General features: G+C 61.1%; 10 protein-coding genes. 1 reads left to right on the top strand and 9 read right to left on the bottom strand.

From position 1 onward, the window contains the following. Positions 1 to 1,175, top strand: a 1,175-nt coding sequence (locus tag GSM73_RS13630) for a methyl-accepting chemotaxis protein (RefSeq protein ID WP_256676898.1), incomplete at its 5' end; no start/stop codon positions are given. Positions 1,176 to 1,399: 224 nt separating this feature from the next. Here the strand turns inward: GSM73_RS13630 and aceA are convergent. The 9 genes from aceA to GSM73_RS13585 form a co-directional block, all read right to left on the bottom strand. Continuing rightward, on the bottom strand, positions 1,400 to 2,725 hold the full coding sequence (gene aceA / locus GSM73_RS13625) for an isocitrate lyase (RefSeq protein WP_014337679.1): 1,326 nt from the start codon (positions 2,723 to 2,725) through the stop codon (positions 1,400 to 1,402). Positions 2,726 to 3,182: 457 nt separating this feature from the next. Beyond that, a complete protein-coding gene (locus GSM73_RS13620) occupies positions 3,183 to 3,944 on the bottom strand; it encodes a secretin N-terminal domain-containing protein (RefSeq protein WP_047227731.1) in 762 nt (253 codons plus the stop codon). A gap of 273 nt (positions 3,945 to 4,217) precedes the next feature. After that, positions 4,218 to 4,643, bottom strand: a complete 426-nt coding sequence (locus GSM73_RS13615) for a GNAT family N-acetyltransferase (protein ID WP_047227730.1) — start codon at positions 4,641 to 4,643, stop codon at positions 4,218 to 4,220. Beyond that, entirely contained in the window at positions 4,636 to 5,802 is a 1,167-nt protein-coding gene (locus tag GSM73_RS13610) for a cupin domain-containing protein (RefSeq protein WP_047227729.1), read from the bottom strand. The genes GSM73_RS13615 and GSM73_RS13610 overlap by 8 nt, the downstream gene beginning before the upstream one ends. Before the next feature lie 83 nt (positions 5,803 to 5,885). Next, positions 5,886 to 7,256 carry an adenylosuccinate lyase gene (gene purB, locus GSM73_RS13605; RefSeq protein ID WP_160892941.1) on the bottom strand — a complete coding sequence of 457 codons (1,371 nt, stop codon included), beginning with the start codon at positions 7,254 to 7,256 and terminating at the stop codon, positions 5,886 to 5,888. A 258-nt stretch (positions 7,257 to 7,514) separates the two neighbouring features. After that, complete coding sequence (hflD, locus tag GSM73_RS13600) at positions 7,515 to 8,138, bottom strand: high frequency lysogenization protein HflD (RefSeq protein ID WP_047227727.1); 624 nt, start codon at positions 8,136 to 8,138, stop codon at positions 7,515 to 7,517. Next, complete coding sequence (mnmA, locus tag GSM73_RS13595; protein WP_047227726.1) at positions 8,135 to 9,259, bottom strand: tRNA 2-thiouridine(34) synthase MnmA; 1,125 nt, start codon at positions 9,257 to 9,259, stop codon at positions 8,135 to 8,137. Before mnmA ends, hflD begins: the two co-directional genes overlap by 4 nt. 59 nt (positions 9,260 to 9,318) lie before the next feature. Next, positions 9,319 to 9,765, bottom strand: coding sequence for an NUDIX hydrolase (locus tag GSM73_RS13590; RefSeq protein WP_047227725.1), 447 nt, complete (start codon positions 9,763 to 9,765; stop codon positions 9,319 to 9,321). 197 nt (positions 9,766 to 9,962) lie between these two features. Beyond that, a complete protein-coding gene (locus GSM73_RS13585; protein WP_160892939.1) occupies positions 9,963 to 12,188 on the bottom strand; it encodes an NADP-dependent isocitrate dehydrogenase in 2,226 nt (741 codons plus the stop codon). Between the last annotated feature and the right edge of the window lie 342 nt (positions 12,189 to 12,530).

Genomic DNA, 12,530 nt, shown 5'->3' with positions numbered 1-12,530 from the left:
CCATAGGCAAGGCTGTGCAGGACACCACCGATTTGGGTGAAACCATCACCCGTCTGTCTGACGAAATGTATGCCAGCCAACTGGTTTCCCGTGACGAAGACAGCGCCCAGGCTCGCATTCTGCAGCTGAGCTGTACTGCCTTGGCGATGTTGTTGGGGATTTTCGCCGCCCTGATCATCACCCGCCAGATTACACGGCCGTTGCAAGACACATTGGCTGTGGTCGATCGCATTGCGGCAGGCGACCTCACGCAACACATGATCGTGACTCGTCGTGATGAGCTGGGTGTCTTGCAGCAGGGTATTCAGCGTATGGGCAGCACCTTGCGCGACCTGATCGGTGGCATCCGCGATGGTGTCACCCAAATCGCCAGTGCCGCCGAAGAGCTATCGGCTGTTACTGAGCAGACCAGTGCCGGGGTCAATAGTCAGAAGATCGAGACCGATCAGGTGGCGACCGCCATGCACGAAATGTCGGTTACCGTGCATGAAGTCGCGCGTAATGCCGAACAGGCTCGCGCAGCCGCTTCAGAGGCCGATGCACAAGCCCGTATTGGCGACCAGGTGGTCGCGCAAGCCATCGTTCAGATCGAGCGCTTGGCCAGCGAGGTCGGGCGCTCAGTCGACGCCATGAACGAGCTGGAGCAAGAAAGCGGTCGCATCGGCAAGATCATGGACGTGATCAGGGCGGTGGCTGAGCAGACCAACTTGCTGGCCCTTAACGCCGCCATTGAGGCCGCTCGCGCGGGTGACGCCGGGCGCGGTTTTGCCGTGGTCGCCGACGAAGTGCGTGGGCTGGCCCAGCGTACCCAGCATTCCACCGAAGAGATCGAGAGCCTGGTGGCGGGCTTGCAGAGCGGCACGCGTCAGGTATCGAGCATTATGCAGAGCAGCCGCGAACTGACCGACAGCAGCGTGGAATTGGCATGCAAGGCCGGCACATCCCTGGGCAACATCACCCAGGCGGTTTCTGGCATTCAGGCCATGAACCAACAGATTGCCGCCGCCGCGGTGCAACAAAGCTCGGTGGCCGAGGAAATCAGTCGCAGTGTCCTGAGTGTGCGCGATGTATCCGAACAGACCGCCTCAGCCAGCGAAGAAACCGCAGCCTCCAGCATCGAATTGGCGCGCCTGGGTAACCAGTTGCAGCAGTTGGTCAGTCACTTCAAGGTGTGAAAGGGGGGGGGGGCTGGCGGCCATGCTCCAACTGGTAATTCCAGCAATGGTCGTTCCGATCCCCACTCATACCAAAAAACCGCATGGCCTTGACGATCAACGGTTGGTGAAAGCTGGAAAACCGGCGAAAAAAAGCCCCGAACCAGTCGGGGCTGCAGAACGTCGGCTTTGCGGTTAGCTTTTATTCGGTCCGCAAGGGCCGTTGACTCAAGGCATGCCGAGGATCAGTGGAACTGCTCTTCTTCGGTGGAACCGGTCAGCGCGGTTACCGAGGAGGTGCCGCCCTGGATCACGGTGGTCATGTCGTCGAAGTAGCCAGTGCCCACTTCCTGCTGGTGAGCCACGAAGGTGTAGCCCTTGGCGGCGTCAGCGAACTCCTGCTCTTGCAGCTTCACGTAGGCGGTCATGTCGTTGCGGGCGTAGTCGTGCGCCAGGTTGAACATGCTGTGCCACATGTTGTGAATGCCGGCCAGGGTGATGAACTGGTGCTTGTAGCCCATGGCGGACAGTTCGCGCTGGAACTTGGCGATGGTCGCGTCGTCCAGGTTTTTCTTCCAGTTGAAGGAAGGCGAGCAGTTGTACGACAGCAGTTGGTCCGGGTATTCCTTCTTGATCGCTTCGGCGAAGCGACGCGCCTCGTCCAAGTCCGGCTTGGCGGTTTCGCACCAGATCAGGTCGGCGTACGGCGCGTAGGCCAGGCCACGGGCGATCGCCTGGTCGAGACCGGCGCGAACCTTGTAGAAGCCTTCCTGGGTGCGGGTGCCGGTCACGAACGGCTGGTCGTACGGGTCGCAGTCGGAAGTCAGCAGGTCAGCGGCGTTGGCGTCGGTACGGGCCAGGATGATGGTCGGTACGCCGGCAACGTCGGCGGCCAGGCGGGCAGCGGTGAGCTTCTGCACGGCTTCCTGGGTCGGTACCAATACTTTGCCGCCCATGTGGCCGCATTTCTTCACCGAAGCCAGTTGGTCTTCGAAGTGAACGCCGGCGGCGCCTGCTTCGATCATGCTCTTCATCAGCTCGTAGGCGTTCAGTACACCGCCGAAACCGGCTTCAGCGTCGGCCACGATTGGCGCGAAGTAGTCGATGTAGCCTTCGTCGCCTGGGTTCTTGCCGGCTTTCCACTGGATCTGGTCGGCACGACGGAACGAGTTGTTGATGCGCTTGACCACGGTTGGAACCGAATCCACCGGGTACAGCGACTGGTCCGGGTACATCGACTCGGCGGAGTTGTTGTCCGCAGCCACTTGCCAGCCCGACAGGTAGATCGCCTGGATACCGGCCTTGACTTGCTGCACAGCCTGGCCGCCGGTCAGGGCGCCCATGCAGTTGACGAAATCTTTCTCGGGACGGAAGGCTGGCTTGGCGCCCTGGGTGACCAGGTTCCACAGTTTCTCGGCGCCCATTTTCGCAAAAGTGTGCTCAGGTTGAACCGAGCCACGCAGACGGACGACGTCAGCAGCGGAGTAATTGCGCTTCACGCCTTTCCAGCGCGGGTTTTCAGCCCAATCTTTTTCAAGGGCTGCAATTTGCTGTTCGCGTGTCAGTGCCATGGAGATAAACCTCGTCGCATAGGTCTGGGGTGGAAAATTCCTGCTCCTGCCGACCAGGGGTTGGACGGTCAAGTCGGTTCAGGCGGGGAGGCGACGGGATGAACGATGGGCTCGAGGGGAAAGTGAGCAGGTAGAGGCGAACTGCGGGCGCATTCGGGCGTCGTGGGCCTTTATACGAACTCAGAGTGATGCCGGGTTACCTAGTTACGCTTCCGTCCCTCGGGACAACTTCGTTCCAGTCGCAACCTCGTCAAACACACCTTGTGGGCGGTACAGACACGAATCGGCTCGCAGGGTAGTTGCAAGCGTCGACCCGAAGGCCCTTGCCAGGGCCCCTGATTAGCGGGAGCGAGGCCATCATGCCTTCGGTTTTTTGGCTCGTCAAACGTTTTGTAGTGCTTTTTTTATAGCACTACATCTTTGGTCTAATACGACTCGTCAGTCAGTTTTTGGTGCTTCAGTTCAGGGTATCCACCTTGACCCGCAGAATCATGTCGTCCCGGCCTTGGGTCGAGTAGCTGCGGCTCAGCCCCTGTTTATCGGCCTGAGTCTGGCGATTGACCCCGGCCAGGGTGATCCATTCACCCAAGCGGCCGCTGACCGTTGTGTCGGTACTTTGAACGTTCACTACATCGGGACGTTCCTGGCTCATGCGGTCACGGTTGGTACTGATGTTCAGATGAACGGTCTCGCCGGTGACGCTGGCCGTGACATAGAAGCCCTGGGTGACGTTGCGGTATTCGGTCTGGCTTTGCAGGCGGCCGTAGGTGTCGGTCTGGGTGCTGGTGAACGGCACGCTCTGGCCGACCTGAATCAGCGCTGGCTGGCCTTCGCTGGCTTGTACCTGCTGCACGCCGCCTTCGCGGCTGGCGGTGCTGCGGTTGATGATGCGGGTCTGGCTGGGAGCGGCGCCGTTGATCGAATAGCCCTGGTCGCCCTGCAAGTTGTTTTCGTTGGTGTCGACCGTGATCAGCAGGCGCTTGGGGGCGGTGTCCAGTTGGGCGAGAAATGCCTTGAGCTCCTCGATTTTACTGGGCTCGGCATTGACGATCAGTTGGTTGCCATAGGCGCTGACCTGGCCGTCCTTGCCGATGAAATTCTGCGCCACCGGCAACAGGTCGGCGCTGGTTCGGTAGTTCAGCGGGACGATTTCAGTAGCGGCCATCACCGACAGGCTGCAGCCGAGCAGCAGGGTGGCGAGCAGGGTGCGTAAGGACATGTCCATTTCTCCGCGAGACAAAGGCTTGATATTGCCAGTTTGTCGGCCTGGGGTGGGGCAAGTTGAATGTTAGACGGCAAAACGCCCCGGCATCGGTGGATGGCGGGGCGTTTTGTGGTTGCATGATGCTCTTGTGGCGAGGGGATTTATCCCCGCTGGGCTGCGCAGCAGCCCCAATGAAGCCGATTACATCAACCTGACACACCGCAGTGATTGATTTGGGGCTGCGGAGCAGCCCAGCGGGGATAAATCCCCTCGCCACAGGGTTTGGTTTCAGCCCGAGTGACGCACCATGTCCACATGCGGAATCCCGGCTTCCAGGAACTCCTCGCTGACCACCGCAAAGCCCAATCGCTCGTAGAACGGCGTGGCATGCACCTGGGCGCTGAGCATCTGCTGCTTGAGCCCACGCTTCTCGGCTTCGGCGATCACGGCGTGCATCAGCGCGTCACCCACCTTCAGGCCGCGCCAGTCCTTGAGGACCGAGACGCGACCGATATGGCCGTCAGTCAACAGGCGCGCGGTGCCGATGGGGAAGTCGCCTTCAAACGCCAGAAAATGCACCGCGCTCTGGTCATCGGCATCCCATTCCAGTTCAGGCGGGACGGATTGCTCGGCAATGAACACAGTCTCACGAATGCGCCGGATCTCGGCGTTATCCTTTTGCCAGTCTGCGACACGAACGTGGATTTTATTCATCAGCGAACCCCAGGCTGCCTTGCTTGACCAGCTCGCAGATCAGGCCGCGACCGTCTTCGTCGGCCAGCCACGGGCCGAGGTTTTCGCTGTGCAGGGCATCGGCGGCGCAGATCATTTTCAGCAGGTCGCGCAGCTTGCCCGGCAGATAACGGCTCTGGCCGCTGGCAAACAGCAGCAGGTCATCATCGACTTCCGACCAGGCCAGGCGGGCGCTTGGGTTGCGGATGATCACTGCGCCCTGTTCCAGGCCGGCCAGCAGGTCGTCTTCTTCCAGTTCCGGGCCTACCACCAGCTCCGGGTAGCGCGGCTCGGTCATGAACTGGCCGAACCAGGTCAGCAGCAGGCGCTCGTCGCTCATGTGCTCGGCCAGCAGGCCCTTGAGGCGATCGAGGGCGTCGTGCTGGATCTGGTGCGGGTCGGCCACCGGGCGCGCATCGGCGTCGGTGTAGCGTTCTTCGTCCGGCAGGAACTGGCTGAGGAAGTCGGTGAAGTGGGTCAGCACTTCGGCAGCGCTCGGCGCGCGGAAGCCTACCGAGTAGGTCATGCAGTCATCCACGGCCACGCCGCAGTGCGCCAAGCGTGGCGGCAGGTAAAGCATGTCGCCCGGTTCCAGGGTCCACTCGTCGGTGGCTTCGAAGTCGGCGAGGATGCGCAGGTCGGCGTGTTGCAGCAGCGGGCTCTCGGAGTCGCACATTTGGCCGATTTTCCAATTGCGCTGGCCATGGCCTTGCAGCAGGAACACGTCGTAGTTGTCGAAATGCGGGCCGACGCTGCCACCCGGGGCGGCGAAGCTGATCATCACATCGTCGATGCGCCAGCTTGGCAGGAAGCGGAAGTTTTCCAGCAGTTCGCTGACTTCGGGTACGAATTGATCGACAGCCTGCACCAGCAGGGTCCACTCGCGCTCCGGCAGTTTGCTGAATTCGTCTTCGGCAAACGGGCCGCGACGCAATTCCCAAGGACGTTCGCCGTGCTCGATGACCAAGCGCGATTCGACTTCTTCTTCCAGGGCCAGGCCGGCCAGTTCGTCGGCATCGATCGGGCTTTGGAAGTCTGGAATCGCCTGGCGGATCAGCAGTGGTTTTTTCTGCCAGTAATCGCGCAGGAACTCCCGTGCCGTGATGCCGCCCAGGAGTTGCAGAGGAATATCAGGATTCATGTGTAACCTATTGAAAAAATATACTTTTCAGACGCGAATAAAAACGCCCGGCGCGGCCGGGCGTCTCAGGGCAAAACGGTGGATCAGATGCGCTTGGCTTGTGCCGCTGCGTTGCCGATGTAGTTGGCCGGCGTGAGCTTTTTCAGCTCGGCGCGGGCCTCGGCAGGCATGTCCAGGCCATCAATGAAAGTCTGCAACGCTTCAGGACTGATGCCCTTGCCACGGGTCAGTTCTTTGAGCTTTTCATACGGGTTTTCGATGTTGTAGCGACGCATCACGGTCTGGATCGGCTCGGCCAGGACTTCCCAGCAGGCATCCAGGTCGGCGGCGATTTTCTGCTCGTTGAGTTCCAGCTTGCTGATGCCCTTGAGGCTGGCTTCATAGGCAATGACGCTGTGGGCAAAACCCACGCCCAGGTTGCGCAGCACGGTAGAGTCGGTCAGGTCGCGCTGCCAGCGGGAGATCGGCAGCTTGCTCGCCAGGTGCTGGAACAGCGCGTTGGCGATGCCCAGATTGCCTTCGGAGTTTTCGAAGTCGATCGGGTTGACCTTGTGCGGCATGGTCGAGGAACCGATTTCGCCAGCGATGGTGCGCTGCTTGAAATAACCCAGGGAGATGTAGCCCCAGATGTCACGGTCGAAGTCGATCAGGATGGTGTTGAAGCGCGCGATCGCATCGAACAGCTCGGCGATGTAGTCGTGCGGCTCGATCTGGGTGGTGTACGGGTTGAAGCTCAGGCCCAGCTCGTCTTCGATGAAGGCGCGGGCGTTGGCTTCCCAGTCGATGTCCGGGTAGGCCGACAGGTGCGCGTTGTAGTTGCCCACGGCGCCGTTGATCTTGCCCAGCAGTGGCACGGCGGCGACCTGGGCGATCTGGCGCTCCAGACGGTACACCACGTTCGCCAGTTCCTTGCCCAGGGTGGTCGGCGAAGCCGGTTGACCATGGGTGCGCGATAGCATCGGTACGTCGGCGAAGCGGATTGCCAACTCGCGGATGGCCTGGGCGGTCTGGCGCATCAGCGGCAGCATCACGTCATCACGGCCTTCGCGCAGCATCAGGGCGTGGGACAGGTTGTTGATGTCCTCGCTGGTGCAGGCAAAGTGGATGAATTCGCTGACGTTGGCCAGTTCCGGCAGCTTGGCCGCCTGCTCCTTGAGCAGGTATTCAATGGCTTTGACGTCGTGGTTGGTGGTGCGCTCGATCTCTTTGACGCGCTCGGCGTACTCCAGCACAAAGTTTTCAGCCAGGGCGTTCAGCACCGCGTTGGCTTGCGCGGAAAACGCCGGGACTTCGGCAATGCCAGGGTGAGCGGCAAGGCGCTGGAGCCAGCGCACTTCAACCAGGACGCGAGCGCGGATCAGGCCGTACTCGCTGAAAATCGGGCGCAGGGCCTGGGTTTTGCCGGCGTAGCGGCCGTCAACAGGGGAAACCGCAGTGAGCGAAGAAAGCTGCATGGGGTGTTCTCGGACAGTCGGGCAACGAAATGGGGCGCGTATCATACATGAAAACAATCGCCGGTCCGTCGCCAACTGACCGGCGTATTACGCGTAACGGAACACTATTTACCACCTGTGGCGAGGGAGCTTGCTCCCGCTGGGGCGCGAAGCGGCCCTGAGTCCAGGCAGTCCGGTGGATCAGCCGGACTCAAAGGACTGCGTTGCAGTCCAGCGGGAGCAAGCTCCCTCGCCACAAAAAAAACGGGTTGAGGCGACTTATTCGTTGCGCATCAACGGGTAAAGCTCTTTCAGCAATTTGCGTCGGCTGATCACCAGCTGCCAGCGATGACCACCCAACTGCCGCCACAACCGCGCCGAGCGAATTCCGGCCAGTAACAGGGCGCGGATCTTCGAGGCATTGCTCGGTTGTTGCAGATTGCGCATGTCGCCGTGTACCTGGATGCGCTGGCGCAAGGTGCTCAGGGTGTCCTGGTACAGCGCACCGCAAGCGGCGATGACGTTTTCGTGGGCGGGACCGAAGTGTTCAACCTGAGACTGAATCTGCGGCAGGCGATTGCCGATGGTATCCAGCAGGTCGTCGCGCTTGGCCAATTGACGTTCCAGGCCCAGCATCGACAGGGCGTAGCGCAGCGGCTCGCGTTGCAGAGTGCTGGGGTCGCGCTCCAGGGCGCCGATCAGTGCGCGATAACCCTCGCGCAGGTTCAGGTCATCGCCGCCATAGACTTCAAGTGTGTCCTTGGGGTCACGAATCAGCAGGCTGCCGAGCATGCAGCTCAGGCCCGCTTCGGTTGCCTGGCCGGTCTTGGCGATCCGATCCACCAGCACGGCGGCGAGAAACACACCGCCCAATGCCGTCAGTTGCTCCTGGGTCGGGCTCATGCCTTGCTGCTCCAGGGCTCTGCGACTTCGATCACGCCGCCGCCCAGGCAGATTTCCCCGTCGTAGAACACCACGGACTGGCCGGGTGTGACTGCTCGTTGTGGGTCATCGAACGTCGCGCGATAGCCCGTGGCGGTTTTTTCCAGCATGCAGGGCTGATCACTCTGGCGGTAGCGAACCTTGGCCGTCAGACGGCGCGGTTGGCTGAGGTCGATCGGGTTGACCCAATAGATGTCGGAGGCGAGCAGGGCGCGGGAGAACAACCACGGATGGTCGTTGCCCTGGCCGACGATCAGCTCGTTGTGCTCCAAGTCCTTGACCAGTACGTACCACGGCTCTTCACCGGCGTCCTTCAGCCCGCCGATGCCCAGGCCCTGGCGCTGGCCGATGGTGTGGTACATCAGGCCATGATGGCGGCCGATGACTTCGCCTTCGGTGGTCTTGATTTCGCCTGGCTGGGCCGGCAGGTACTGCTTGAGGAAGTCGCTGAAACGCCGCTCGCCGATAAAGCAGATGCCGGTGGAATCTTTCTTCTTGGCGGTGGCCAGGGCGTGTTTTTCGGCGATCGCGCGCACTTGCGGCTTTTCCAGCTCGCCCACCGGGAACAGGGTCTTGGCGATCTGCTCGCCGCCGACGGCGTGCAGGAAGTAGCTCTGGTCCTTGTTCGGGTCCAGGCCCTTGAGCAGTTCGGTGCGGCCGTCGATGTCGCGGCGGCGCACATAGTGACCGGTAGCGATCAGGTCAGCGCCGAGCATCATGGCGTAGTCGAGGAACGCCTTGAACTTGATTTCGCGGTTGCAGAGGATGTCCGGGTTCGGCGTACGGCCGGCCTTGTATTCGGCCAGGAAGTGCTCGAACACGTTGTCCCAGTACTCGGCGGCGAAGTTGGCGGTGTGCAGCTTGATGCCGATCCTGTCGCAGACGGCCTGGGCGTCCGCCAGGTCGTCCATGGCGGTGCAGTATTCGGTTCCGTCGTCTTCTTCCCAGTTCTTCATGAACAGGCCTTCCACCTCATAACCCTGCTCGATCAGCAGAAGGGCGGAAACGGAAGAGTCCACGCCGCCGGACATGCCGACAATGACGCGCTTGTTGGTGGTGTCAGAAGGGGCTGGATCACGCATAGCAGTTCAATGAGTGTCTTGAAAAAGGACGCGATTCTATCAGGCCCGGACGCGCAAGGCTAAAGAGAAGGACGGATCAGCGTCAGACTGTGGCGATGACCGGCCAGATAATCGTCGATGCAACGGATGATCAGCTCGCTGCGCCAGTGTTCACGCTGTTCGAGCAACTCGTTGCGGGTCAGCCACTTGGCGCCCAGGATGCCATCATCCAGTGGATAGTCCGGACGGTGGTTCAGGGCCTTGGCGGCGAAACAGACCCGTTGGTAGGTCACGCCATTACTGGGGGCGGTGTACAGGTAAATGCCCACCACGCTGGTAGGTTCGACGTCCCAGCCGGTTTCTTCCAGGGTTTCGCGCACGGCGGCTTCGATCAGGGTTTCGTTCGGGTCCAGGTGGCCTGCAGGCTGGTTGAGCACCGCTCGTCCGCCCTTGGATTCTTCCACCATCAGGAAGCGGCCGTTGTCTTCGACGATGGTGGCGACGGTGATGTGGGGGTTCCAGTCCATGAAGCGTTCTCGATTCAAAGGTTGAACACGGTCAAATGTGGGAGCGAGCCTGCTCGCGATAGCGGTGTGTCAGTCAGCGTCAGTGTTGAATGTTATACCGCTATCGCGAGCAGGCTCGCTCCCACGGGGGGATGCGTTGTGTCTGGAAACACAAACCCCGGCACCAGGGCCGGGGTTTGTGTTGTTCCTTTACAACCTTACACCAGTGCAGCAATCGCCGCGTTGAAGGTGTTGCTTGGGCGCATGGCCTTGCTGGTCAGCTCCGGGTTGGCGAAGTAGTAACCGCCGATGTCCACCGGTTTGCCTTGGACGGCATTGAGCTCGGCAACGATTTTTTCTTCGTTGTCGGTCAGTGTCTTGGCCAGGGCAGTGAACTGGGCCTTGAGGGCTGCGTCGTCGTTTTGCGCGGCCAATGCCTGGGCCCAGAACAGGGTCAGGTAGAAGTGGCTGCCGCGGTTGTCGATGCCGCCGACCTTGCGCGAAGGCGACTTGTTGCGGTCCAGGAACTCACCGGTGGCCTGATCCAGGGTCTTGGCCAGCACCAGGGCTTTAGGGTTGTTGTAGGTCACGCCCAGGTGTTCGAGGGACGCGGCCAGGGCCAGGAACTCGCCCAGGGAATCCCAGCGCAGGAAGTTTTCTTCCAGCAACTGCTGAACGTGCTTGGGTGCCGAACCGCCGGCGCCGGTTTCGAACAGGCCACCGCCGTTCATCAGCGGCACGATGGACAGCATCTTGGCGCTGGTGCCCAGTTCCATGATCGGGAACAGGTCGGTCAGGTAGTCGCGCAGCACGTTGCCGGTCACCGAAATGGTGTCCTTGCCTTCGCGGGTGCGGGCCAGGGTGAATTTCATCGCGTCGACCGGCGACATGATGCGGATGTCCAGGCCGGCAGTGTCGTGGTTCTTCAGGTAGGCCTGGACTTTCTCGATCACCACGCCGTCATGGGCGCGCATCGGGTCCAGCCAGAAAATCGCCGGGGTGCTGCTGGCGCGGGCACGGTTGACGGCCAGCTTGACCCAATCCTGGATCGGCGCGTCCTTGGTCTGGCACATGCGGAAGATATCGCCCGCCTCGACGTTCTGCTCCAGCAGGGTGCGACCGGTGTTGTCCGAAACACGGACCACGCCGTCGGCCTTGATCTGGAAGGTCTTGTCGTGGGAACCGTACTCTTCGGCTTTCTTGGCCATCAGGCCGACGTTCGGCACGCTGCCCATGGTGGTCGGATCGAAAGCGCCGTGTTGCTTGCAGTCTTCGATCACCGCCTGGTAGATGGTGGCGTAGCAGCGATCCGGGATCACGGCCTTGGTGTCGTGCAACTGGCCGTCGGTGCCCCACATCTTGCCGGAGTCACGGATCATGGCCGGCATCGAGGCGTCGACGATGACGTCGCTCGGTACGTGCAGGTTGGTGATGCCTTTATCGGAGTTGACCATCGCCAGGGATGGGCGCGCCGCGTAGACCGCCTGGATGTCGGCTTCGATCTGCGCCTGCTGCTCGGCCGGCAAGGCCTTGATGCGGGCGTACAGGTCGCCGATGCCGTTGTTCAGGTTGAAGCCGATCTGCTCCAGCACTTGTGCGTGCTTGGCCAGGGCATCTTTGTAGAACTCGGCGACGATCTGACCGAACATGATCGGGTCGGAGACCTTCATCATGGTGGCCTTGAGGTGGACCGACAGCAGGACGCCTTTTTGCTTGGCGTCTTCGATTTCAGCGGCGATGAAGTCGCGCAGGGCGTTCTTGCTCATCACGGCGCAGTCGAGGATCTCACCGGCTTGTACGGTGGTTTTTTCTTTCAGGACAGTGGCAGTGCTGTCCTGAGCGATCAGCTCGATTTTCACGCTGCCGGCGGCGTCGATCAGGGCGGCTTTTTCGCTGCCGTAGAAATCACCGGTGCTCATGTGGGCCACATGAGACTTGGAGTCGGCTGCCCAGGCGCCCATTTTGTGCGGGTGCTTGCGCGCGTAGTTCTTGACCGACAGCGGTGCGCGGCGGTCGGAGTTGCCTTCACGCAGGACCGGGTTCACGGCGCTGCCCTTGACCTTGTCGTAGCGGGCGCGTGCGTCTTTCTCGGCGTCGCTGGTCACGGTTTCCGGGTAGTCCGGCAGTGAATAGCCCTGGGCCTGCAATTCCTTGATCGCGGCCTGCAGTTGCGGCACCGAGGCGCTGATGTTCGGCAGCTTGATGATGTTAGCTTCAGGCGTCACGGCCAGGTCGCCCAGTTCGGCGAGGTGGTCGGCGACGGCTTTGTCACCCAGTTGCTCGGGGAAGCTGGCCAGGATGCGCCCTGCAAGGGAGATATCGCGGGTTTCCACGGCGATGTCGGCCGAGGCGGTAAAGGCTTCGACGATCGGCAGCAGCGAATAGGTGGCGAGGGCGGGAGCTTCGTCGGTGAAGGTGTAGATGATCTTCGAGCGGGTGGGCATATTCGGATTAACTCTCTTCTTTGCTAAAGCATGCGCAGAAACTCGAGGGGCGCCGGGTAAGCGCGTTCGTTCAAAGTCATCCGTGAGTCGAATGTCGAGGTTTCTTCGCGGTGATGTTGGGTGCATCAGTCGAGCGTCAAGCGGTCGGGCCGCGGTAACGGTCCGGCTTTCAACGGGCCGAAAGTCTTGTGATAGAGCCATCAGCCGTCGTGACCCTGTGGTCAGCGGCGGCATTATACATAGGTAGCTGGCGATCTGCCGATGGTTCATATACTTGCGTACTCGTCCATTGGTCTAAACGTCGCAGTGCTAGAGGAGCAGGCTATGCTCACGTTTGGCGCT

This window comes from Pseudomonas sp. PICF6 (genome assembly GCF_009831705.1).
GTDB lineage: Bacteria > Pseudomonadota > Gammaproteobacteria > Pseudomonadales > Pseudomonadaceae > Aquipseudomonas > Aquipseudomonas rhizophila.
The sequence above is the reverse complement of the archived record's forward strand: the minus strand, read 5'-3'. Positions and strand labels throughout refer to the sequence as shown.

Excerpts from the sequence above, each read along its gene's own strand:
- GSM73_RS13620 (WP_047227731.1), bottom strand. The coding sequence starts at position 3,944 with ATGTCCTTACGCACCCTGCTCGCCACCCTGCTGCTCGGCTGCAGCCTG.
- GSM73_RS13610 (WP_047227729.1), bottom strand. The coding sequence starts at position 5,802 with ATGAATCCTGATATTCCTCTGCAACTCCTGGGCGGCATCACGGCACGG.
- aceA (WP_014337679.1), bottom strand. The coding sequence starts at position 2,725 with ATGGCACTGACACGCGAACAGCAAATTGCAGCCCTTGAAAAAGATTGG.
- purB (WP_160892941.1), bottom strand. The coding sequence starts at position 7,256 with ATGCAGCTTTCTTCGCTCACTGCGGTTTCCCCTGTTGACGGCCGCTAC.
- mnmA (WP_047227726.1), bottom strand. The coding sequence starts at position 9,259 with ATGCGTGATCCAGCCCCTTCTGACACCACCAACAAGCGCGTCATTGTC.
- GSM73_RS13590 (WP_047227725.1), bottom strand. The coding sequence starts at position 9,765 with ATGGACTGGAACCCCCACATCACCGTCGCCACCATCGTCGAAGACAAC.
- GSM73_RS13615 (WP_047227730.1), bottom strand. The coding sequence starts at position 4,643 with ATGAATAAAATCCACGTTCGTGTCGCAGACTGGCAAAAGGATAACGCC.
- hflD (WP_047227727.1), bottom strand. The coding sequence starts at position 8,138 with ATGAGCCCGACCCAGGAGCAACTGACGGCATTGGGCGGTGTGTTTCTC.
- GSM73_RS13585 (WP_160892939.1), bottom strand. The coding sequence starts at position 12,188 with ATGCCCACCCGCTCGAAGATCATCTACACCTTCACCGACGAAGCTCCC.